Here is a 24434-nt window from a genome sequence, read left to right as displayed (position 1 = left end):
GCTATTCAAACGCCTGGCGATTCTCGGGCGTGATCAACTTGAACGGCACCCAGACCACCGCCGACTCCAGCACCTCGCCGCGTACCAGGCGCAGTGCGGTGTCCACTGCGCCGCCGGCCTGGCCAGCGGCATCCTGGAACACGCTGACCGCCATCTTGCCCTCAGCCATCAACTTCAAGCCGTCCGGTGTGCCGTCGATGCCGCCGACCCAATAGTCCTTGGCCTGCTTGCCGGCCTTTTCCAGGCCCATGATCGCGCCAATCGCCATTTCATCGTTATTGGCCGCAATGATCGAGAAATCGACGCCCTGCTTGACCCAGTCAATGACAATCGTGGCGGCCTGGCTACGCTCCCAGTTGCCGACTTTTTTCTGTACGACTTTCATACCGGGGTATTTGGCGACGACTTTTTCCACATCCTCGGTGCGCATCAAGGAGGACGCGTTGGCCGGGTCGCCCACCAGAATCACCACGTTGCCCTTGTAACCGGCACGGCGCGCCAGCTCTTCCATCTGCAAAGTACCCGACTCCAGCTCGTTGGAGCCGACAAACGCGGTCTGCGCCGGCCACGTTTGCGGGTTCGGGTTGCGGTTGACGAACACCAGCGGGATCTTTGCGTCCGAAGCCAGCTGCATCATCTGCGCCGCACTTTTGCCGTCGACCATCGCGACGATGATCGCATCCACCTTGGAGTTGACCAGGTTGCGGAATTGACGCATCTGCAGATCGACGCTGTCCTGCCCGTTCTCCATAAAGATGTCGGCGTTCATGACGCTGGCCTGTTGCTGCACCCCGTTGCGCAGCAGGGTCTGGAAGTTATCGTCGTACTTTGCCATGCCCACACCCAGCAAGGGCGTGGCGGCCTGGGCCGGGCCCGGAATGAACAGCGTCGCCCCCAAGGCGAGGATTAACCATGCTTTCATGTTCTGACTCCCGCGGCTCAAACGCTGAAATGATGGAGCAGCTCGCGCTGCACCTTGGCCATGTCCGCCAGCTCGTGGCTGCTGATGGCGGACTGCTCGGCGCCGTCTGCCGTCTGCTGGGCCGAATCGTTGATCTGGATGACCATCCGACTGGTTTCCTGCACCGTAGCGCTCTGCTCCTCGGTGGCGGCGGCGATCTGGATATTCATGTCGCGGATACTGTCGACCGAGTCGCTCATCGACAGCAGCAAGTCACCCGCGCCCGAGGCCAGGGACACGCATTGGGTGGACTGCGCCTGGCTTTCGTTCATCACGTGCACCACCGAGTGAATCTTTTCCTGCATGAGCCCGATCATGTCCTGGATTTCGCTGGTCGAGGTCTGGGTACGGCTGGCCAGGGAGCGCACTTCATCGGCCACCACCGCAAAACCGCGTCCCTGCTCGCCGGCACGGGCCGCTTCGATGGCCGCATTCAGGGCGAGCAGGTTGGTCTGTTCGGCAATGGTGCGAATGGCGACAACAATGCCTTCGATATTCTGCCCGTACTTCTGCAACTCATCGGTCACCTGCGTGGCCTTGTTCACCTGGTCGGCCTGCTGGCGGATGTTGACGATGGTCTCGGCCACACGCGCCTGCACCTTGTGCGTGAGCTCACTTGTGTCGTCCACGGCCTGGCGGGTGTCCTGCGCACGCCGGGCCACCTCTTCGACCGTGCTTTCCATCTGCGTCATGGCCGAAGCCGCCGATTGCAAGCGATCCTTCTGCTCATCCACCACCCGGGTGGTCTGCTCGCTGTTCAAGGCGTTGCTGCCCGCGGTAACCGCCAGCGCATCGGCAGAGCCGATCAATTCACGAAAGGTTTTGCGCAGGGCCGTGGTCAGTTCGTTCAGGTAACCGCCCAACTCACCGAACTCGTCTTTACGGCTGACATCGAAACTGACCCGCATGTCTCCCGCAGTAAGCGTCTTGAGGACTTCGCGAAACGCCGCCAGCGGACGCCGCAGACTGAAGGCGACCCAGGTACCAATCGCCACCGCGGCCAGCACCGCCAGCACACACGCGATCAACAGCAAGCTGCGGCTGGTGCCGATGGTCGCATTGGCAGACTGGCTGGCCTGGTTGGCGACCTCCAGGGACTGGCTGCCGAACTCGCCAATCCTGTCCAGGGTGGCTTTCAGCGCCGCGTCAACCGCACTGCGTTGCTGCTGCACCTGCGCGGCCAGTTTTGCCTCCACCTGATAAGCCTGGAACAGGCCGTCAGGGGCGGTCAGGTCAGTCAGCAGGCGATTGACCATGACGCCGGCAATCCGCCCGACCCTGGGGTCAATCGCCGCCAGGGCCTGGGCCCGGGTGCTGATCACTTCGTCCTGGAGATTGAGCACACGCTGTAATTTATCAATGGCCGGCGTGACGGTATGAGCCGCGAAGCCATCGTAGGACTTGTTGACTTCCAACAGCAGCTTTTCCGCTGCGGCCACCTGTTGCGGTTCGCCGACACTGCGTGCATGGGCAATGTAATCGCGCAGATAGCTGGTCAGCTGTATCGCCTGCGCACTGCTGTAGCCTTGCAGTTGCCGCGTCAGCGCCAATTGCTGCACGTGTTGCACGTGGGACGCCATCAGCGCCTGCGCCTGTTTGGCGTAGGCCGCTACCTGTTGGCGCTGCTGCGCCAGGTTCGCGCGCAGCGCCTCATGCTCGCCCGTATAGGCAACGGTGCTGTCGAGCAATTGATTGAACTGGGCGATGCTCTCGGTGAACGGTCGCTTGCCGTCCTCGATCTGCTTGGGGTCGGTGCTGATCTGAATGGCCAGCAACGCCTGGTTGGCGCGCAGAATGTGCACGTATAGCTCACTGGCGGCCCGGCTCAAGGGTGCCGACTCGCCGGTGATAATGTTCAAGCGACTGCTGATGGACTGGGTGTTCTGATAACTGATCCCCGCCATGACTAGCAGTAACAGCACCAACACCGCAAACCCGCCGATCACACGCTGCAATATGGTCATGGCCACCCCTTTTGATTTTTATTCGTTGACCTGAGCGACGACCAGGCGTGCACCTACGAGTTCGGGATCACTCGTGGTGCTAGTGCCTGTATCGGCCTTCAGAGCGGGGACTTGAGCGTTAAAGATGGCCTGAAACGCGATCAAAAAAAGTGGGAGGGGGCTTGCTCCCGATAGCGGTGGGTCAGTCGACATCTACGGTGACTGACACTCCGCCATCGGGGTAAGCCCCCTCCCACATTTGGATCGGTTTACACCTGGTGAATCAGGCTGGGTTTTGCACTGCGGTCACTGGCTCAACACCACATCCCGCATCGCCGAAATATAGCCATAGTCATAAGCCTCCTGCACAAACGAACGATCGCCCTTCAACACGATCCTGACCGTCGGCGCTTCGGTGCCGCCGATGCGGTAGTCATCGCCGGTGGTGGGCACGCTGTCGATAAACGACGTCACCAGGCCGTTGGGCATCACGCAGTGGGAATACGTCTGGAACGGCTGCGACGGCGGATTGCCGAGGACCAGCCCGGACGCGTTCATCGGCGTATAAGGCCCGAACAGATGATCGCTGACAAACCCATAGACGCCATCCGGCCCCGTCACGCCATCGGCATAGGTGAACTTGTGGCTGATGGTGAACAGGTAGTATTTGTTGTCCTGGAACACATAGTGCGGCCGTTCGGTCTGGTCGTTCACGCCAACGGCCGTGACCAGGGGCGGCAGGATTTCCCACTCGTCACCGTTGAGGTCCTTGGCCACGGCGATGCCGATGCAGCCCACCTGGTAGCGGGCACCGCCCACGTCCTCGTGCCCCGGCGGCACCAGGCCCAGCTCGTTCGGGCCCACTTCGTGAGTCCCGCGCTCGCCGGCCACATTGCCTTCGAACACCATGTACAACTTGCCATCGACGGGATCGATAAAGGGGCTGGGATCGCGAAAGTTCCAGGTCGCATTCTGCGCTTCGGTTTGATAATAGGTGCCGTCGGCGTCGAACAACGACTTGACCTGATCAAAGCCCTGGAGAGTGACACCGGTGTCGGACGTAATGACCTGGCCCCGGACTTTGGCAATCGTGGCGCCCGGCGTGACACAGGTGTAGTACAGGTCGATATCGCCGTTGTTGTTCAGCAGGATCGGCGTACCCGCCCATTCACGGGTGGTCGGTGAAACCCCTTCGGCCATGACCCGGCCGCCGAAGATCCAGTCCTTGCCGGTACGCGAATACCAGTAGCAGATCCGCGCATGACCATGGCGGTCTTCCCAATCGCGCTTGATGTCGTAACGGCCATCGGCATTGATGAATTGTGGATCATGGGGGCGACGGTCGGCGGTCAGGGTGAAGATCACCGACCAGCCATCCACCGATACCACCGTGCCATCGAGTTCACGCAAGGGCATGGTGTCCCAGATAAAGACCGTGTCACTCATGACAGGAAAGTCAGGACTCACTAACGGCTGTGTCGTCGTCGGGTCATTTTCATTAACTTTCAGCGCATCGGCCCGTGTCCAGCGAGTGGGTGCGTGATTCGCATGTTTCATGATGATGTCCTTTTGCTGACGCTTAAATGACAAGCGAAGATTAAATAGCACCTGACAGCCAGCAACTTAATACTGACTGAAAGAGCAAGAGATAGTTGGCTCTGCAAGTGCGCACCAAGGTTTAACATGGGCACTTGCTTATCGCAACATGAAGAATTATTTATATTACAAAGGCCATCACTGTGTTTATATCCTTGATATAAATACAGTGGCACTTGCAATAAATGACAGCTCAGTAGAACGCTAGCTAATCAACTACCAAATACCAGCGCCGCAGCCTGGGCACCGGCATTCTTCTGGGTGAAGTCCTTGGCTTGCGCCGCGGTCTTCAAGGTATAGGCGTAGTTGGAACTGGCCGTCCATTGTGCTTTGGGCGACTTCTGGTTGGTGATCGGCGGCACACTGTTTATATCAGTGAACGTCCCGGTGCCTTTGTCATCCAACATGCCTTTATTCTGGCTGCCTTCGCCAAAATAGTTGCTTTCAGACAGGATATTGGCGTTCTGTGCCAGGGTAAAACCGAGGTGGAAGTTATTGATGTAGTTGTTGTACACATGAAAGTAACCGTAGCGCATCAAGCCAGGCGCACGCACTTCCATGTTGTCGAAGCGGTTATGGCACAACGTCAGGCGCGGATAACCGTTGAACTCTGCCTTATTATCATCCGCCGGGTGACCGAAGATCAGCCCATACTTGTGGCTGCCAAAGAAGCAGTTGCTGATGGTGGCATAATCGGCTTTTTCACCGATATACAGCAGTTTGTCTTCACTGCCGTCAGTGGTGGACCAGCTGTGCCCGACAAACGAGCAATGGTCAATCCAGTATTTGCTGCCGTAGTTCAGGTACACCTGAATATCGTCATTGGCCTTAATGCTCGCCGAATGTTTGAAGATAATATTCTGCAGAATGATGTTCTGCGACTGCGCGGTTGCACGCAGGTGAATATTCTCCAACGTGCGGTTCTGGAACGAACCGATCAGGGTCTTGTTGGCACCCAAGTTGACTTTGGTCAGGCTCGACGCCGAGATATTACCGTTGATCACCAATACCCGTGGGGTGGTGTCGCCGATATTAGCCTTGAGTTGATCCAGGCTGGTAATGCTGACCACAGGGCCGGACCAGCCGCCAGTGACTTTTGCCGCGAGGGCGAAACCGGTCAAGCCGGTGAGTTTGCTTTCTGGATAGGACATGAGTTCCCTCTCTATCAATAAAAACGGCTCGGTATAACGAGCCTGTGCATTAAGTTAATCCATTAACTTGCACACAGTGTTTGGCGTGGCTGATGTTGCCATCCTGGTTGATCAGCGCTTAAACACTGTGTTTATGTACAGTATTCGTCATTCGCCTGGCCGTCAACCCTCAAGTGAAAAACAACCAAAAGTGGGAGGGGGCTAACCCCCTCCCACTTTTGCCCTACGGTGTTCTTCCAACGTTATTTGGACACCGGCATCGCAAACTCCGCGCCCTGCTCGATGCTCTCCGACCAGCGCTGCATGATCGATTTCTGCTTGGTGTAGAAGCGCACACCCTCAGTGCCGTAGGCATGCATGTCGCCGAACAGGCTCTTCTTCCAGCCACCGAACCCGTGCCAGGCCATCGGCACCGGGATCGGCACGTTGATACCGACCATGCCCACTTCGATACGCCGGGCAAACTCGCGGGCAATGTTGCCGTCGCGGGTAAAGCAGCTGACGCCGTTGCCGAATTCGTGGTCGTTGACCAGCTTCACCGCCTCGGCGAAGTCATTCACGCGCACGCAGGCCAGTACCGGGCCGAAGATTTCTTCGCGGTAGATGCTCATCTCCTGGGTCACGTGGTCGAACAGGGTCGCGCCGAGCCAGAAGCCGTTTTCCAGGCCAGCCTCGGTGGGTACATAGTCACGTCCGTCGAGCAGCAGTTGCGCGCCGGCCTGCACGCCTTGCTCGATGTAGCCGCTGATGCGCTCCAGTGCGGCACGGGACACAATCGGGCCCATCTCGGCCTTGAGGTCGCGGCCGTCGGTGATGCGCAGGTGCCTGGCGCGTTCGGTCAGGGCGGCGATGACCTTGTCACCGACATCGCCGACCAGCACCGCTACGGAAATGGCCATGCAGCGTTCGCCGGCACTGCCGTAGGCGGCGCCCATCAAGGCATCGACGGTTTTTTCGATATCCGCGTCGGGCATCACCACCATATGGTTCTTCGCGCCGCCCAGGCCTTGCACACGCTTGCCGTTGCGCGCACCGGTTTCGTAGATGTACTGCGCAATCGGCGTGGAGCCTACGAAGCTCACAGCCTTGACGTCCGGGTGCGCGATCAGCGCGTCCACCGATTCCTTGTCGCCCTGCACCACGTTGAACACGCCCTTGGGCAGGCCGGCTTCACGCAGCAGTTCGGCCATGAACAGCGAAGCACTTGGATCGGTCGGGCTTGGCTTGAGGATGAAGGTGTTGCCCGCCGCGATGGCGATCGGGTACATCCACATCGGTACCATCACCGGGAAGTTGAACGGCGTGACGCCGGCCACGACGCCCAGGGGTTGGCGCATCGTCCAGTTGTCCATGCCACGGGAGACCTGGTCGGAGTGTTCGCCCTTGAGCAGGTTGGGGATGCCGCAGGCGAATTCGAGAATGTCGATGCCACGGTCGACTTCGCCCTGGGCATCGGTGAAGACCTTGCCGTGTTCGGCGACGATGATGCGCGCCAGGTCGTCCTTGCGCTCACGCAGCAGGTGCAGGTATTCGAACAGCACGCGGGCACGGCGGATGGGCGGGGTGTCGGCCCAACCGGCAAAAGCGGCCTGGGCAGCGGCGACGGCTTCCGACACGGTCTGGCTGCTGGCCAGGGCAACGCGGCCGGTGATTTCGCCGGTGGCCGGGTTGTAGACGTCCTGATAGCGATCATCGCGGCTGACGCGCTGGTCGTTGATGTAGTGCTCGATGGTTGCAGTCATGGCAGTAGATCCCAGGTGGGTTGCGTTGGGACACACGATAGGCTTTCGGTTTGTTCCAAACCAGAGCAGAATCAAGAACTGATTGTCCTCACAAGCGAACAATAAACCCATGGAAAAATCCGAGATCGAAGGGCTGTGGACCCACATTCACTGGCTCTCAGTGCTGGAGGAACACGGCACCTACACCGCCGCCGCCGCGCGCCTGGGGGTGAGTAAATCCGCGGTCAGCCAGCGCATTTCCGACCTCGAGAAAGCCACCGGCACACGGCTGGTGACCCGCACCACGCGCAGCGTGCGCTTGACCGATGCCGGGTTGTCGCTGACCCGTGAAGTGCGCGGTGCCTATGAGCAAATCGCGCGCAGCTTCTCGTCGGTGCGCGATTCCGCCGGGGAGATTCGTGGCCTGGTGCGCTTGACCGCTCCCGTGGCATTCGCCCGACAACAGCTGGTGCCGCACTTGGCGGAATTCCTGCAGCAGTACCCGCAGGTGCGTATCCAGCTGGATGTGTCGGATGCCCTGAGTTCGCTGGCGGCCGAAGGCTACGACCTCGCTGTGCGCCACGGCTTCCAGGTGCCGGAAACCCATGTGGCGTGGAAACTGTGCGACACCGGTTCGGTGCTGGTCGCCAGCCGCGATTACCTGCAACGCCACGGCGACCCCCGCGAACCCGGCGACCTGTCCGCCCACAACTGCCTGTTCTACCCGCGCGGCAGCGACCAGCCCGCATGGACCTTCGAACGCGGCGGCAAAAAGGCCGAACGCCTCACCGTGCCCATCGCCGGCAGCTTCGCCACCAACAACAGCGAAGCCCTGCGTGATTCGGCGCTCAACCACTTGGGCATCGCCCTGCTCCCGGACTTCAGCGCCCAAGCCGCGCTGGCCAGCGGCAAGCTGGTGCAGGTGCTCAAGGGCTGGACACTCAAGGGCGCGTTTGCCGATGAGATCTACCTGATCAGGCCATATTCGCCCCATGTGCCGAAGTCGGTGAGTGCGTTGGTGGGGTATTTGAAGGGCACGTTGTCGGGTGGGTTTCGCTACGAGGGCTGACAGCGCCGGCGTTAAAACGAGCCCCGTGGCGCTATCAGTCAACTCTGGCGGTACCGCGCAAGTACGCCGGCGGGGTTTGGCTTAGGGTGATTGTGCGAGGGAGTTCCCTCTGCTCACAATTCCAATAATAGAGCCACGTCAATGAGCCCACTCAAATACTTGCCAGCGTGCCTGGTGCTCAGCTTCGCCTCGTCAATTGTATTCGCCGCCGATGGGCCGCCAGCGCCCTCGGTGACCGAGCCCAGTGGCATCAACCTCGGCGGCACCAGTTTCTACGATGGTTTTGCCGGGCCGCCCGGCCTGTCCCATCTCACCTACTTGAAGTTCAGCACCGCCAGCAGTGTCAGGACCAACAGCGGCAAGGCCAACGGCGCCTTCGACAATCCCAAAATCAACGTGATCACGCTGATCAACCAACTCAGCTACTACTCGCCCGACACCATTGGCGGCGGGGCCCACCTGGGCTGGAGCTTGCTGGTGCCCGTCGTGTCACTGGATGCCACCTTTGGCAGTAATGGACCGGCGCTGCAAGACAACGCCACGGGGCTTGGCGATGTCACCGTCGGGCCGCAGATCCAATTCGATCCTATCGTCGATGCGCACGGGCGCCCGGTGTTTGTGCAGCGGGTGGCCTTTGACACGATCCTGCCGACCGGTAAATACGACAAACACAAAGACCTCAACCCAGGGTCGAACTATTACTCCCTGAACCCCTACTGGGCCGCAACCTGGATGCCGGCACCGCGCTGGGAAGTCAGTTGGCGCCTGCATTACCTGTACAACTTCAAGAACCGCGATCCGGCCAGCAGCTCGCAGGATTCCTTCGAGGGCAAACCGGTGAGCGACAGCCGCGCCGGGCAGTCGGCCTGGGCCAACTTCACGGCGTCCTATGAAGTCATCCCCAACGTGTCGGTGGGGATCAACGGCTATTACTTCCGGCAGATCACCGACGACCAGATCAACGGCGACCGGCTGAGCGACTCGCGGGAAAAAGTGCTGGGCATAGGCCCCGGCATGTTCTGGAAAATCAGTGAAGGCCAAGGCTTCTGGCTCAACACTTACAAGGAAACCGGTGTCGAGAACCGCTCCCGGCAGGACTATGCCGTGCAGGTTCGTTACGCCCACACCTTCTGACCGACAAGCGCTCGCTCACCCTATCGAGGTACTGCATTCATGAATGCATCCGCTGGCATCGACAGCAAAACATCCCTGGCGGCTATTTGCCTGATGATGGTCACGTCCCTTGGCACCTTGCAGATTCAACCGATTCTGGGCGGGGCTTTTATCGATCAGCTCGGTATCCCGCTCAATGCCATCGGTAGGATTTTCGCAGGCGAACTGATTGCCATGGCGCTCACCTGCGGGGTGTTTGCCCTGTTGATGACCCGCGTCAATCGCCGCTGGGTGGCGCAGCTCGCCTTGCTGGTGCTGGTCTGCGCCAATCTGGCGAGTACCCGGTTCCACAGCGAAACATCGCTGCTGCTGTGCCGCATCGTCTCTGGCGCCAGCGGCGGCGCGGTGATGGCGGTGGTGTATGCCTCGGCGGCACTGCGCACATCCAAGGACGCGACGTTCGCGGTGATCAATATCGGCAATCTGTTCTGGGGCATGTTGCTGGTGACCTCGATGCCAGCGGTGCTCATGGCCTTTGGCGTCAACGGCGCGTTTTACCTGCTGGCCGGCGCCAGTGCCTTGGCCCTGCTCGGCTGCGGGCGCGTGCCTGCGCAGTACACCCCCGCCGACGGTACGCCGGCGCAGCTGGCCCAGCCGTTCGGCCTGACGTCACTCTTGTTGATCGGGCTGTTTGCGCTGTTGTTTTTTGGCCATTCTGCGCTGTGGGTGTATCAGGAACGCATCGGCAAAAGTATCGACCTGGAGCCCCAGCAGATCGGCGCCATCCTGGGTGGCAGTATTCTTGCCGGGGCACTCGGTGCTGCACTGGCGGGCCTTATCGGGCGACGCCTGGGGCTGCTGTTTCCGCAGTTGATGGGGTTCGGCACGGCGGTGATGGCCACGCTGATCATGGTCTACGGCGACAGCCCCATGGCGTTCGCCACCACGGCATGCCTGATCCATATGGTCTGGTTCTTCAGCCTCCCCTACCTGCTCTCGATGGCAGCCGAGTTGGACGCGAGCGGTCGACTCGCAGGCCTGGGCAATGCTGCGATCTTCGTGGGCCAGGGCCTCGGCCCGTTTGGCGCGGCCCTGGTCGTCGGTGACGGACACTTCCGTGCGGTCGGCTGGCTGGCGGCCTCGGCGTATATCGTCGCCCTGGTCATATCCTGCTGGATGGTTGCCCGTTTTCGCCGCGCGTCCGGCCCTTCAACACCCGACGCGCCTGCGCTGCCCGCCGGCCTGCTCGATAAATAAATACTGCACACATGAGGTCGTAGCCATGAGTACCCGATTCCCGCAAACCCCTGAATTTTCCGGGGCGCTGTATAGCCCCAGTCGTGTCGAAGCCGAGGTGCTGGACCTTGAGGTCGAAGGCACCCTTCCCGCGTCCATCCTAGGCGTCTTCTATCAGGTGGCCCCCGACCCGCAATACCCGCCCATGCTGGGCAGCGATATGTTTTTCAACGGTGACGGGATGGTCAGCGGTTTCTATTTTGCTGACGGCAAGGTGTCCCTGCGACGACGTTACGTGCAGACCGATCGCTTGCTCGCGCAGCGCCGTGAAGGCCGTTCCCTCAATGGCGTCTATCGAAACGCGTACACCAATGACCCACTGGCGGCCAAAAACAACACCACCGCCAATACGTCGGTGATCCCTCACAACGGCAGGCTGCTCGCACTCAAGGAGGACGCCCTGCCCTGGGCCATGGACCTGCAAACCCTGGAAACCCTGGGCGAATGGGATTTTGCCGGGCAAATCAAGTCGGCGACCTTTACCGCCCACCCCAAGATCGACCCCGTCACCGGCAACCTGCTGGCCTTCAGTTATGAAGCCAAAGGTGACGGCACGCCGGATATGGCGTATTTCGAACTCTCACCCGACGGCAATCTGCTCAAAGAGATCTGGTTCCAGGCACCTTATGCGGCGATGGTGCATGACTTTGCGGTCACCGAGCACTACGTCGTGTTCCCACTGATTCCGCTGACCGTCGATGTAGAACGCATGAAAAACGGCGGGCCGCATTTTCAGTGGCAACCTGATCTGCCGCAGTTGTTTGCCGTGCTGCCGCGCAATGGCAACGCGCAGGCTATCCGCTGGTTCAAAGGCCCCAAGGACAGCTTTCAAGGCCACACCCTCAATGCCTTTGATCAAGACGGCAAAGTGTACGTGGACATGCCGGTTACTGGCGGCAACGTGTTTTATTTCTTCCCCCAGGCGGACGGTGCGGTGCCTGCCCCCGAGGACCTGCCTTCGAGCCTGATGCGCTGGACGTTTGATCTGAACGACGCGCGGGATGACGTCGAGCCGCAACCGTTGACCGACTACATGTGTGAGTTTCCCCGCTGCGATGAGCGCTATCTGGGTCGCCCGTACGAGCACGGCTTTGTGCTCGCCTTTGATCCGACACTGCCCTATAACCCCGCAAACGGCCCCATGCCCTTTCAGTTTTTCAACCAGTTGGCCCATCTGAACCTCAAGACGGGCAGCACCGACGCCTGGTTCCCAGGGGACAACAGTTGTTTCCAGGAGCCCATATTCATCCCTCGTTCCGCGGATGCCGAAGAGGCCGACGGTTACGTGGTCGCACTGCTGAATGTGCTGGACCAGGCGCGCAGCGAACTGGTGATCCTGGATTCGCGAGACATGGCCAGCGGGCCCATTGCGCGGATCAAGGTTCCGTTACGGATGCGCATGTCCCTGCACGGCTGCTGGGCACAGGGATAACCCTGGGCTAGACCCGACCGCCAGCACACCGAATGGCCTGCTCCCGAAGGCAGGCACGCGGCTGCGCGAAGGCAAAAAATATACATTTTTCCTGCAATTTGGGATTTAAGAAAAATCCCGCTTTACAGGATTTTTAAGCGCGAATAGAGTGAAATTCTGTCCACGCTTCCCTCGCCAACAAGGACTATCGAATGAAACTTGCAAGCTTCACCGTTGAAGGCCGTCCCACCTATGGCATCGTCGAAGGCGACCAGGTGGCTGATCTGGAATCGATGAAAAATACCCTCGGCGCGGATCTCAAGCAGGCGCTTGCCCTCGGCCGCCTGGGGTCGGTGAGCGATGAGCAGGTGTCGAGCCTGCCGCGCCGGGCACTGGCCGGCGTGACGCTGCTGCCGGTCATTCCAAACCCCGGCAAGGTGCTGTGCATCGGCATCAACTACGCGACCCACGTGCGCGAAACCGGGCGTGACATGCCGGTTTACCCAATGATTTTCACGCGATTTGCCGACAGCCAGACCGCTCACCTGCAACCCATCGTGCGGCCGACGGTCTCGCACAAGCTGGATTTCGAGGGCGAACTCGCCATCATCATTGGCAAGACCGCGCGCCACATCCGCAAAGCCGACGCCCTCGATTACGTCGCCGGCTACGCCTGCTACAACGATGGCAGCGTGCGCGATTGGCAAAAGCACACCCTTCAATTCGTCCCCGGCAAGAACTTCCCGAGCACCGGCGGGTTTGGCCCGTGGCTGGTCACCCGTGACGAAATCAGCGACCCGCAGAACCTCGAATTGACCACCCGGCTCAACGGCGAGGTCATGCAGCACACGTCCACGCGCGACATGATCTTCGACGTCGGCGCACTGATCGAATACTGCTCCACCTTTACCGAACTCGCCCCCGGTGACGTGATTGTCAGCGGCACCACCGGCGGGGTTGGAGCCTTCCGCGAGCCGCCGGTGTGGATGCAGCCCGGTGATGTGGTGGAAGTGGAGATCTCGCGCATCGGCACCCTGCGTAACACCATCGTCGACGAGCAATAAACCATGACCCTGATCGATGAATCATCCCAACCGCCAGAGCGCGACACCAAGGGTTCCAGCCTGGAGCGCATGCTGCGCGTGCTGGATCTGTTTACCGAGACGCAGCCGATCTGGGCGGTCGACGACATGGTCAGCGCGCTGGGGTTTACCCGCTCCACCGCCTACCGCTACGTGCGTGAACTGGCCGAGACCAATCTGTTGTTCCAGGTCGAGGCCGGGCGCTATGCACTGGGAGCCAGGATCATTACCTGGGACCGTCAACTGCGGCTCAGCGACCCGCTGGTACGCGCCGCTCAGCAGCTGGAGGCCAACCTGCCAGGCTGGAGTGAGCAACAAGTCTGGCTGATCTGCCGGTTGTTCAAGGACCAAGTGGTGTGTGTTCACCAGTGCGGTGAATTGGCCAGCACCGTCAGCTATTCCCGTGGTTCGCCACGGCCGTTGTTCATGGGCGCGACCTCAAAAGCCATCCTTGCGCACATGAACGCCCGCCAGCACAGCCAGCTGTTTCTCGAGCACCCTGACGAGGTGCGCGCCAGCAACCTGGGCGCCACCTGGGAAGACTTCCGCCGCTCGCTGCAACGCTTGCGGCGCCAGGGCTATGTGGCCAGTGCAGGCGAAGTCGACCCCGGCGTGTACGGCCTGGCCGCACCGATATTCGACGGCGACGGCAAGGTGGTGGGCAGCCTCAGTTGCGTGCGCCCGGCAGCCGAGCGGCACAAGGCGCTGGAGCAGGAACAGGGTGAGCAGATGGTCGCGCTGGCCCACACCCTCTCGCGGCACATGCTCGCGCTGACCCACAGCGCCAACCCATCCTCCAAGCCATTGGACTGATGCAGTCGTAGGGGAACAACAATGACAACCCTGAACAGTATCAATACCCGTGTCCTGATCGTCGGTGCCGGCCCTACCGGGCTGACCCTGGCCAACCTGCTGGGCCAGGCCGGCGTGGATGCCTGGATTATCGACAGCAAACCGGGCACCGTCACCGAGCCTCGCGCGGTCTCGATCGACGATGAGTCGTTGCGCACCATGCAGGCCATGGGATTGAGCCAGGCGGTGCTGGCGGACGTGGTGGCCGGCTATGGCGTGCATTACTTTACGCGCCCTGGCGGGCGGTGCTTCGGCAAGGTCGAACCCAGCGGCAAGCTGTATGGTTTTCCCAAGCGCAATGCGTTCCGCCAACCGCTGTTCGAAAGCACGTTGAGGGCCGGCCTGCAGCGTTTCGCTTGCCTGACTGCACGCTTCAGCCACGAACTGCTGGAGTTCACCCAGGACGAGCACGGCGTGCGCGCGCTGGTCGTGGACGCCAACAAGGAACTGCTGGAAGTGCAGGCCGACTACCTGATCGCCTGTGATGGTGGGCGCAGTCCGGTGCGTAAACAGCTTGGGATCAATATGGTCGGCTCCAGCTTCGCCTCGCGCTGGCTGGTGGTGGACACCGATCAGGACGATGACCCGTTCTGGCAAACCCGCGTGTACTGCAATGCGCGCCGCCCGATCGTCGAGGTCCCCGGCCCGCATCGCACGCGGCGCTTCGAGTTCATGCTCAAGGACGGCGAAAGCGACGCGCAGATGCTCAGCCAAGCGCGATTGCAAGCTTTGCTACGCCCGTTCAAGGGCGATGCACCGCTCTCCATCGTGCGTAAAACCGTGTACACCTTTCACGCCCGCATCGCCGAACGCTGGCAAGTCAACCGTGTGTTGCTCGCCGGTGACGCGGCACACCTCACGCCGCCCTATGCCGGACAAGGCATGAACAGCGGCGTGCGCGATGCCCATAACCTGGCCTGGAAACTGATCGGCGTACTGACCGGGAAAATGGCCCCGGCCGTTTTGCTCACCTACGAAAGCGAGCGCCGCGATCACGCGTGGGCATTGATCAAGCTCGCGCTGAACCTCGGGGTGGTGATGGCGCCCGCTACCGTGCTGCGGGCGCGATTGATCAGTGGTGCATTCTCGCTGATCGGGCGGGTACCGCCGCTGCGTGACTACTTCCTGCAGATGCGCTTCAAGCCAAAACCACGGCTGCGCCAAGGCCTGGTGCTCACCGCCGGTGCCGCGGGCAGCGTGTCCAGCGGGCAAATGTTCCCCCAGCCCAGCCTCACCGACAGCCAGGGCACTGAACGCCTGCTCGACGATTACATCGGCGCAGGTTTCGCCCTGATCCAATACGGCGCCCCTCACCGCGAACGCCTGGATCAATTGCAGCACCCGCTCTGGGCGCACTTGGAGGTGAAGCGGATTCTGATCCTGCCAGGTTCCGTCAGCAAGCCGCCTGCCCTGCCGGGCTGCACGGTATTGCACGATCACGCCGGGGCGCTCGAGGCATTGCTCGGCGCCAGCGCCAGCTTCTTCCTGCTGCGGCCTGATCGCTACATCGCCGCGATTTTCCACAGCGCCACCGAGACAATCACTGCCGAGGCCTTGCAGTCCTTGCTGGGTGCCGTGCCCGCGGGCGATCGCGCGCCCCGACCGTCCATCACAACACCCGTCACGCTCGAGAGGTGCGTATGAACACATTGCAAACGTCCACCCCGGCTCGCCTGTGCTACTTGCACCTGGCGAGCAAAGACCCGCAACGGCAGATCGACTTCTATCAACGCATGATGGACATGCAGGGCCAGCCTCAAGCCGACGGCCACTGGCTACTCAGGGGGCCTAATCGCGCCATGCTGCTCTCCCCGGCCGAGCACAGCGGCCTGCTGGCGGCGGCGTATGACCTGGCGAGCCCAGAGAAACTTGCCACGCTGCACCGTCGCCTGCGCGAGCGCAACTGCACCACCGAAGACATCAGCTCGCCACTGCTCGCCCCGGGCGCCTTTGCAATACGCGATCCTCAAGGTCGCCAGACGATTTTTGGCGTATCCCAGGCACACACCCATGCCACCCCACCCGGCATGCCCGGCCGCCTGCAGCATGTGGTGTTCCAGACCACCGAGCTGGAAGCGATGATTGAGTTCTACGTCAACACCGTTGGCTTCACGGTGTCCGACAGCGTGGTCGACCAACAGAGCGGCCTGTTGATGGTGTGCTTCCTGCGTTCGGACGATGAGCACCATTCGCTGGCGTTCTTCCGCGGCTCGAAAAACGAGTGGGATCATCACTGTTACGAAACCAATGAATGGAATGACATTCGAGACTGGGGTGATCGCTTTGCCAAGGAGCGCATCAGCATTTTCTTTGGCCCCGGCCGTCATGGGCCGGGCGACAACCTGTTCTTCATGGTAGTGGATGCCGATCGCAACCGGCTGGAGTTCTCGGCGGAGCTGCAAATCACCGAAGCGAGCGACCCTCCTGGCACTTGGCCGCAAGAAGAACACACCCTCAACTCCTGGGGCCGCGCGTGGATCAGAACCTGAGCCCGTCTTGCTCTGAAACCACGCGCCCCACTGACCCAAAGGTAAAACCATGACTGCCCAACGCCCAACCCCTTACGCCCTCAATGGCGACCAGTTCATCGACGGCACCTGGCACACCGGTCGTTCCTCAGCACGGCTGGACGATCGCAATCCTTTCAACGGCGAGACATTGCTCGAAATGCCCCTGGCCAGCGTTGCCGACCTCGACGCGGCCTACGCAGCAGCCCAACGTGCACAAACCCCGTGGGCGCAGTTGCATCCAACCACACGCGGCGCCCAGCTGGAAAAGCTCGCTCACGTCATCCAGCAACGCCGCGAAGAGATCATCGACTGGCTGATTCGCGAGTCCGGCAGTACCCGTATCAAGGCGACCATGGAGTGGCAATTCACCCTGAACCTGGTGCGTGAATGCATTGCGCTGCCCATGCAGGTGGAGGGGCGCATCCTGAGCAGCTACAAGCCCGGCGAACAAAGCTTCGTGTTCCGTGAGCCGCTCGGGGTGATTGGGGTCATCAGCCCCTGGAACTTCCCCCTGTACTTGAGCATGCGTTCGGTGGTTCCGGCGTTGGCACTGGGCAATACGGTGGTCCTTAAACCGGCCAGCGACACGGCCGTGACCGGCGGCCTGCTGATTGCGCACCTGTTCGAAGAAGCGGGTTTTCCCGAGGGCACGCTCAATGTAGTGGTCGGCGCCGGCTCGGAAATCGGCGATGCCTTTGTGGGGCACCCCGTTCCCAGCCTGATCTCATTTACCGGGTCTACCGATGTCGGGCGCAATGTCGGGCGCATCGCCACCGGCGGCCAGTACATCAAGCGGGTCGCCCTGGAGCTTGGCGGCAACGCGCCGCTGGTGGTGCTCGATGATGCGGATATCGACCTTGCCGCGCATGCAGCAGTGGTCGGACGCTTCCTGCATCAGGGCCAGATCTGCATGAGCGTCAACCGGGTGATTGTGGACCGTTCGCTCTACGCCGACTTCAGCGCGTTGGTGGTGGAGCGCGTGCGCAACTTGAAAACCGGCAACCCTAACCTCGCCGATACAGTGATTGGCCCGGTGATCAACCGCAGCCAGTTGGACGGCCTGCTGCGCAAGGTCAATGCCGCCGACAGCGCGAGCCTGAAGAAACTGCACGGTGGCCCGGCGTCCGGGCTGGTGCTGCCGCCCCATGTATACGGGGATGTCCCTTTCGACCACGAACTGGCGCACGATGAAACCTTCGGGCCCTTGCTGCCAATATTGATCGCCGACAATGAGGCACATGCCCTGACCCTGGCCAACGCCAGCGAATATGGGCTGTCCAGCGCCGTGTTCAGTAAAGATATGGCCCGCGCGCTGAATTTTTCCCGTGGCATCGTGGCTGGGATGACGCACATTAACGACATCACTGTGGACGACCAGCCCAATGCCCCGTTCGGTGGCGAAAAGAACTCCGGGCTGGGACGCTTCAACGGTCACTATGCCCTGGATGAATTCACACGTGCGCACTGGGTGACCTGGCAAGCCGGGAGCCACCACTACCCCTTCTAGGAAACAGGGTGGGCCCACCCGGTGTGGCCCACCCCATCACAATAAAAAGAGGCGAACCATGAGCAATCTAGCCTGCGTTTCTACCGATCAAGTGATGCGCTCCGACCGCCTGATGAAGTGGAAGGAGTTTATGAGTGACAACCTCGGCCGCACGCCGGAGTACATCAAGCGCCTCGAGTCCACCTACATCGAACCTTTGCACGATGCCGATTTCCAGGGCCGCCTGGAATACGGCGATCTTGGAAAACTGCGTTTTTGCCGCATGACCGCCAGCGCGCACCGCTACTCCCGTCACCTGAGCAAAGCAGTCGAGGCACCCGATACGTCACGCATGTTGATTCTGCAAACCGCCGGCGTCAGTCATTTCCAGCAAGGCAAGCACAGCAACGCCTTGGCGCCCGACGAGTTGCTGGTGGTTGACTGCGCCCAACCATTCAACGTCAGCAGCCCACAAGGCTGTGAGCACTTCATCCTGTTGTTCAACGAAGGCGCCGGGCAGGCACTGGACGCTGACGACCTGCATATCAGCGCACGCAACGGGCTTGGGCGGATGTTGATGCACCTGATCGTTGACGCCTACAGCCAATATCCGTTGCTGAACAGCCAGTCGGCGGCGCTGGTCGGCGACAGTATCGTCGGGCTTTTGAACAATGCGCTGGGCAACAAGCAGGAAGAGAAGAAGCTCGAACACGACTTCCGTCACTACAAGCAGAACCGCCTCAAGCGCTATATCGAACTTCACCTGGCCGACCGCGACCTGAGCATCGAGCGCATCGCGTTTGCCGAACACTGCTCCGTGCGCAGTCTGCATCGGGCATTCCAGGACGAATTCGGTTGCAGCGTCAGCGAGTACATCTGGCAACGCCGCGTGGCGCGCTGCGCGCAAGACCTACGCAACCGTGACCTCAGCCATCGCTCGCTCACCGACATTGCTTACGCCTGGGGCTATGGCAGCAGCGCTCACTTCAGTCGCCATTTCAAGGCAGCATTCGGCATGCCGCCCAGGCTCTACCGTGAAACGGCCAGCGCCGCCCAATGAGCCAGGCCGCGTTTCCCTAGGGGACAACTCTGTGAGGCCCGAGCGCATAGCCCGCCAGAAAGGTATCCAGCGCACGACTTACCGCTGCTCGTATATGGGCGGTCGAAGGCTTGCGGTTGACGCCCAACAGACAAGGAGTGACGGTCTCCGAATCCAACAGTGCCATCAGGTGGCAGGCTGCGACCTCCGGGTCGCACGGCCTGAGCTGGCCCGCCTCGATCCGGCGTGTCAGGAAACTGGCCACTTCGCGCATGCCTTTTTTCGGGCCCCGCTCGTAGAACCGCAAGCCGATGTCACTGCGACCCGACTGCGCGATGATCGCGCGGCGTGCCTGAATGGAAGCTTCCAGGCACAACACGGCCAGGGTGCGCTCGCCGAACTGCTGCAATGCATGCCGCAAGTCATCATGGTCCTTCTGCAACGCTTCGAAGATGGGCTCCAGGAAACGCTTGGCCATGCCATGCATGACCTCGACAAACAACTCCTCCTTACTGCTGAAGTACCCGTACAACGTCCCCTTTGATCCGCCCACTCGCGTGGCGATCTGCGTCATGGACGCACCATCAAAGCCGAACTCCAGAAAAACCTGCGCTGCAGCCTCGACGATGGACTCGCGTTTGGCTTCAGTCTTGACTCGCATAACCCTTGCTCCACTGCTTCCACAAACGCCCGGATGATACCCCAGGGGCGTTCATCCCGGTTGACGGCGCAAATTTACCTCAATACATTACCGTACGGTACGGTATTTAAATAACTAATCCGCTTCCTCCTTCCCGCCCTGGAGAATGCCTTGCGCCCGCCCCTGACTTACTTCTTAAGCTTCTTCGCAGCCTGTACTGCTGCTTGCTTTCTCACCGCCTGCGGCAAGCCGCCGGGTGGTCCTCCGCCCGCACAGGGCAAACCGACCGTGGGGGTGATCACCGTGCAACCCCGGCATCTGGCGCTGACGACACAACTCCCCGGCCGCACCTCAGCGTACCTGGTCGCGCAGGTACGCCCGCAAGTTGCCGGGATCATCAAGACACGCCTGTTCAAGGAAGGCAGCGATGTCACTGCAGGCCAGGCGCTGTACCAAATCGACCCGGCCACCTACAAGGCCACCCACGACAGCAACCTTGCCGCGCTCGCCAAAGCACAAGCCACCCTCAAGACCGCGCGGCTCAAGGCCGAACGCTACAAGCAATTGCTGGCCGTCCAGGCGGTCAGCCAACAGGACTACGATGATGCAAGCGCCTCCCTCGGCGAGGACGAAGCCCAAGTAGCATCAGCCAAGGCTGACGTTGAAAGCAGCCGTATCAATCTGTCCTACGCCCGCGTGGATTCACCGATCTCCGGGCGCATCGGCAAGTCGAGCGTCACCCCCGGCACACTGGTGACCGCCAGCCAGACCACGGAACTGGCGACGGTCCAACAGCTGGATCCCCTGTACGTCGACCTCTCCCAATCCAGCACCGCGCTGCTGCAACTCAAACACGCGATGGCCCGAGGCGAACTGCAAAAGAGCGGCGCCAACTCGGCGAAGGTGCAATTGCTGCTTGAAGATGGCAGCGCTTATCCGCACGAGGGCACCCTGGAATTCTCGGATGTCACCGTGGACCAGAACACCGGCACGATCACCTTGCGGGCGGTATTTCCCAACCCCGACGGCGACCTGCTGCCCGGCATGTATGTGCGTGCGGTACTGCAGGAGGCCGTCAAGGAAAACGCCCTGTTGGTGCCCCAGCAAGCGGTCTCCAGGGATGGTGCCGGCAAGCCGTTCGCCTATGTCGTCGACAGCGAGAAAAAACTGCAGCGTCGACCACTACAGACCGAGCGGGCAGTAGGCGATCAGTGGTTGGTGCAGGCCGGACTTGAGCCGGGGGACCAGCTTGTAGTCGATGGCCAGCAAAACGCCGCGCCGGGCCTGGAGGTGAATGTCACACCGTGGGTAACCAAACCGGCTGACGACGCCTCCCACGTTGCCCCCCCTGCGCCAGCCATCAAGGCCACCGCGTCAAACTGACCTGCGAGAGAGCTACTCATGGCACGTTTTTTTATTGATCGCCCGGTGTTCGCATGGGTGCTGGCTATTCTCGTGATGCTGGCCGGCATCCTTTCGATCCTCACGCTGCCGATCGCGCAGTACCCGGATATCGCGCCTCCCGCCGTGGCAATTACTGCCACCTATCCCGGCGCGTCGGCCAAGACACTGGAAGACACGGTCACCCAGATCATCGAGCAGAAGATGAAGGGGCTGGACCGGTTGAGCTACATGTCATCCACCAGTGAGTCCTCCGGTTCGGCCACCATCACACTCACGTTCGAGAACGGCACCAACCCCGATACCGCGCAGGTGCAGGTTCAGAACAAGCTCGCGCTGGCGACACCGCTGTTGCCGCAAGAGGTGCAGAACCAGGGCCTGACGGTGACAAAGTCGGCGACGAACTTCCTCAATGTCCTGGCGTTTACTTCCGAGGACGGCAGCATGAGCGGCTCCGACCTCTCGGACTACGTGGCCGCCAACGTGCAGGATGCAATCAGTCGGGTTGAAGGGGTAGGCGACACCACGCTGTTTGGCTCACAGTACGCCATGCGCATCTGGCTCAACCCCGACCAGTTGGCCAACTTCAGCCTTACGCCAACCGATGTGAAAACGGCGATCCAGGCGCAGAACGTCCAGGTCTCCGCCGGGCAGTTGGGCGCTCTCCCCGCTACCAGCAACCAGCAGATCAACGCGACGATCACCTCGCAGACACGCCTGAGAACGGCGAAAGAATTCGAGGACATCCTGCTGCGCACCCAGACTGATGGCTCTCAAGTGCGCCTGCGTGACGTTGCGCGCATAGAACTGGGCAGTGAAAGCTACACCAGTGCCGGACGTTACAACGCCAAACCCGCTGCGGGCCTGGCTATCAAGCTCGCCGCGGGTGCCAACGCCCTGGACACCGTCAAGGCGATAGACGCCCGGGTGGCAGAGCTTGAGCAATTCTTCCCGCCCGGCATGGCCGTGCAAAAGCCCTATGACACCACGCCCTTCGTGCGTATTTCGATCGAGGAGGTCGTACGCACCCTGGTTGAAGCCGTGGCACTGGTTTTCCTGGTGATGTACCTGTTCCTGCAAAACTTCAGGGCCACGCTGATTCCGACGATAGCTGTACCTGTGGTGCTGCTCGGCACCTTCGGCGTGCTCGCGACGTTCGGTTTCACGATCAATACGCTGACCATGTTTGCCATGGTACTGGCCATCGGTCTGCTGGTGGACGATGCCATTGTCGTGGTGGAAAACGTCGAACGGATCATGGCCCAGGAAGGGCTATCGCCGAAGGAGGCCACTCGCAAGTCAATGGGCCAGATCACCGGAGCCTTGGTGGGCGTCGCCCTGGTGCTGGCCGCCGTATTTGTGCCGATGGCGTTTTTCAGTGGTTCCAGCGGCGTGATCTACCGACAGTTTTCCATCACCATCGTCTCGGCCATGACGCTGTCGGTACTGGTAGCGCTGGTGCTCACACCCGCCCTGTGCGCAACGTTACTCAAACCCATTGAGCAAGGCCATGGCGCTGCTACCACCGGTTTCTTCGGCTGGTTCAACCGTTCGTTTGACCGAGGCAACCTTGGCTACCAAGGCATCGTGCGCCACATCGTGGGCAAGGGTTGGCGGTACATGCTGGTGTACGCCGTGGTGCTGGGCGCGGTGGTCTTCGGCTTCATGAAGTTGCCGGTCGGCTTCCTGCCCGATGAAGACCAGGGCACCCTGTTCGTACTGGTGCAATTGCCACCCGGTGCGACAGGCGCGCGTACCGATGAAGTCATTCATCAGGTCGAGCAACACTTCCTGGTCGATCAGAAAGATGCGGTCTCCGGCGTGTTCACAGTGTCCGGCTTCAGCTTTGCCGGCAGTGGCCAGAACACCGGCCTGGCGTTCGTCAAACTCAGGCCCTGGGATGAGCGCAAGGGTGACGCGCTCAGTGTGTCTGGTGTGTCCAGCAAAGCCATGGCTTACTTTTCGACGCTCAGGGACGCACGGGTATTTGCGTTCGCCCCGCCGGCCGTGGCGGAGTTGGGCAATGCCACCGGCTTCGACCTGATGCTGCAAGACCGCGCCAACCTTGGCCACGCAGCCTTGATGAGTGCGCGTAACCAACTGCTCGCCGAGCTCGCAAAAGACAAGCGCCTGGTGGCGGTGCGGCCCAACGGCCAGGAAGACACGCCTGAACTGCAGCTCGAGATTGACCCGGACAAGGCCCAGGCATTGGGTGTGTCGATCGCCGATATCAATGACAACTTCTCGGCTGCCTGGGGCAGCAGTTACATCAATGACTTCATCGACAAGGGCCGGGTCAAAAAGGTCATGCTGCAGGCGGATGCCACCTACCGCATGCTCCCCGATGACATCAATCGCTGGTACATCCGCAACAGTGACAGCGGCATGGTGCCCTTCTCTGCCTTTTCAAAGGCGGTGTGGGCCTCGGGGTCGCCACGGCTTGAACGCTATAACGGCGTCCCGTCCGTAGAGATATTGGGCATGGCCATGCCTGGAGCCGCGTCCAGCGGCGAAGCACTGGCGATCGTGCAAGACGCCGTTGCCAAGTTGCCGACCGGCATCGGCTACGAATGGACTGGCCTGTCGCGCCAGGAAAAAGCCTCGACCGGCCAGACCGGCTTGCTGTACAGCCTGTCGATCCTGTTCGTGTTCCTGTGCCTGGCCGCACTGTATGAGAGCTGGGCGATTCCATTGTCAGTGGTGCTGGTGGTACCGCTGGGGGTGCTGGGGGCCCTGGTCGGCGCAATCCTGACGTGGAAAATGAACGACGTGTACTTCCAGGTCGGGATATTGACCACCATTGGCCTCGCCTCGAAAAACGCCATCCTGATCGTGGAGTTCGCCAAAGACCTCTACGCCGGCGGTAAGAGCCTGGTGGATTCAGCACTCGAAGCCGCGCGCATGCGCTTGCGTCCGGTACTCATGACGTCCCTGGCATTCATTCTTGGCGTGTTACCGATGGTATTGGGCAGCGGCGCGGGGGCCGGTGCACAGCATGCGTTGGGCAGCGCAGTGATCGGCGGCATGCTCTCCGGCACGCTCCTGGCGATTGTCTTTGTTCCACTGTTTTTTGTACTGGTGATGCGCCTGTTCAACCCAAAAACCGTTGCGCCGACATCCACGCAATCCCCTGCCCAACCAGCCCCTGCACAAGGTCTCTGAT

At 60.9% G+C, this 24434-nt stretch carries 18 protein-coding genes; 12 read left to right on the top strand and 6 right to left on the bottom strand.

All coding sequences use genetic code 11. The annotated features are described in order from the left end of the window. Window position 1: 1 nt before the first annotated feature. The 5 genes from J3D60_RS01525 to J3D60_RS01505 form a co-directional block, all read right to left on the bottom strand. Window positions 2–922, bottom strand: coding sequence for a substrate-binding domain-containing protein (locus tag J3D60_RS01525; protein ID WP_027603555.1), 921 nt, complete (start codon window positions 920–922; stop codon window positions 2–4). Between the two features lie 17 nt (window positions 923–939). Beyond that, complete coding sequence (locus J3D60_RS01520) at window positions 940–2925, bottom strand: methyl-accepting chemotaxis protein (protein ID WP_253489049.1); 1986 nt, start codon at window positions 2923–2925, stop codon at window positions 940–942. 285 nt (window positions 2926–3210) lie between these two features. Further along, window positions 3211–4461, bottom strand: coding sequence for a glycoside hydrolase family 68 protein (locus J3D60_RS01515; RefSeq protein WP_253489047.1), 1251 nt, complete (start codon window positions 4459–4461; stop codon window positions 3211–3213). 251 nt (window positions 4462–4712) lie between these two features. Continuing rightward, the gene (locus J3D60_RS01510) at window positions 4713–5651 is read right to left on the bottom strand and encodes a pectate lyase (protein WP_253489044.1); all 939 of its coding nucleotides are present in this window, start codon (window positions 5649–5651) and stop codon (window positions 4713–4715) included. Window positions 5652–5893: 242 nt separating this feature from the next. Further along, window positions 5894–7393 carry a CoA-acylating methylmalonate-semialdehyde dehydrogenase gene (locus J3D60_RS01505; protein ID WP_253489041.1) on the bottom strand — a complete coding sequence of 500 codons (1500 nt, stop codon included), beginning with the start codon at window positions 7391–7393 and terminating at the stop codon, window positions 5894–5896. Between the two features lie 109 nt (window positions 7394–7502). On the opposite strand from J3D60_RS01505, the gene J3D60_RS01500 reads away from it, so the two are divergent. From J3D60_RS01500 to J3D60_RS01455, 10 genes are all read left to right on the top strand, one after another. Next, window positions 7503–8441: a LysR family transcriptional regulator gene (locus J3D60_RS01500; protein WP_253489038.1), complete on the top strand. Its 939-nt coding sequence runs from the start codon at window positions 7503–7505 to the stop codon at window positions 8439–8441. A 141-nt stretch (window positions 8442–8582) separates the two neighbouring features. After that, a complete protein-coding gene (locus J3D60_RS01495; RefSeq protein WP_065939694.1) occupies window positions 8583–9575 on the top strand; it encodes a transporter in 993 nt (330 codons plus the stop codon). Between the two features lie 39 nt (window positions 9576–9614). Next, window positions 9615–10811: an MFS transporter gene (locus J3D60_RS01490; protein WP_253489035.1), complete on the top strand. Its 1197-nt coding sequence runs from the start codon at window positions 9615–9617 to the stop codon at window positions 10809–10811. Between the two features lie 25 nt (window positions 10812–10836). Next, window positions 10837–12282, top strand: coding sequence for a carotenoid oxygenase family protein (locus J3D60_RS01485; RefSeq protein WP_253489033.1), 1446 nt, complete (start codon window positions 10837–10839; stop codon window positions 12280–12282). A gap of 191 nt (window positions 12283–12473) precedes the next feature. Further along, window positions 12474–13325: a fumarylacetoacetate hydrolase family protein gene (locus J3D60_RS01480; protein WP_027603546.1), complete on the top strand. Its 852-nt coding sequence runs from the start codon at window positions 12474–12476 to the stop codon at window positions 13323–13325. Window positions 13326–13328: 3 nt separating this feature from the next. Continuing rightward, window positions 13329–14156: an IclR family transcriptional regulator gene (locus J3D60_RS01475; protein ID WP_253489029.1), complete on the top strand. Its 828-nt coding sequence runs from the start codon at window positions 13329–13331 to the stop codon at window positions 14154–14156. Between the two features lie 21 nt (window positions 14157–14177). Beyond that, window positions 14178–15839 (top strand): bifunctional 3-(3-hydroxy-phenyl)propionate/3-hydroxycinnamic acid hydroxylase, encoded by a 1662-nt coding sequence (locus tag J3D60_RS01470; RefSeq protein ID WP_253489027.1) that lies wholly within the window; start codon window positions 14178–14180, stop codon window positions 15837–15839. Further along, window positions 15836–16684 carry a VOC family protein gene (locus tag J3D60_RS01465; protein ID WP_131698813.1) on the top strand — a complete coding sequence of 283 codons (849 nt, stop codon included), beginning with the start codon at window positions 15836–15838 and terminating at the stop codon, window positions 16682–16684. Before J3D60_RS01470 ends, J3D60_RS01465 begins: the two co-directional genes overlap by 4 nt. 49 nt (window positions 16685–16733) lie before the next feature. Continuing rightward, window positions 16734–18212: an aldehyde dehydrogenase family protein gene (locus tag J3D60_RS01460; protein WP_098479826.1), complete on the top strand. Its 1479-nt coding sequence runs from the start codon at window positions 16734–16736 to the stop codon at window positions 18210–18212. Between the two features lie 58 nt (window positions 18213–18270). Then, window positions 18271–19251, top strand: coding sequence for a helix-turn-helix domain-containing protein (locus J3D60_RS01455; protein WP_253489024.1), 981 nt, complete (start codon window positions 18271–18273; stop codon window positions 19249–19251). Window positions 19252–19267: 16 nt separating this feature from the next. On the opposite strand, the gene J3D60_RS01450 is transcribed toward J3D60_RS01455, so the two are convergent. Then, window positions 19268–19891: a TetR/AcrR family transcriptional regulator gene (locus tag J3D60_RS01450; RefSeq protein WP_253489021.1), complete on the bottom strand. Its 624-nt coding sequence runs from the start codon at window positions 19889–19891 to the stop codon at window positions 19268–19270. Window positions 19892–20041: 150 nt separating this feature from the next. On the opposite strand from J3D60_RS01450, the gene J3D60_RS01445 reads away from it, so the two are divergent. Beyond that, window positions 20042–21253, top strand: coding sequence for an efflux RND transporter periplasmic adaptor subunit (locus tag J3D60_RS01445; RefSeq protein ID WP_253489018.1), 1212 nt, complete (start codon window positions 20042–20044; stop codon window positions 21251–21253). 18 nt (window positions 21254–21271) lie between these two features. Beyond that, entirely contained in the window at window positions 21272–24433 is a 3162-nt protein-coding gene (locus tag J3D60_RS01440) for an efflux RND transporter permease subunit (RefSeq protein WP_253489015.1), read from the top strand. Window position 24434: the final 1 nt, after the last annotated feature.

Source organism: Pseudomonas sp. S3E17 (assembly GCF_024168685.1).
GTDB lineage: Bacteria > Pseudomonadota > Gammaproteobacteria > Pseudomonadales > Pseudomonadaceae > Aquipseudomonas > Aquipseudomonas marginalis.
The sequence above is the reverse complement of the archived record's forward strand: the minus strand, read 5'-3'. Positions and strand labels throughout refer to the sequence as shown.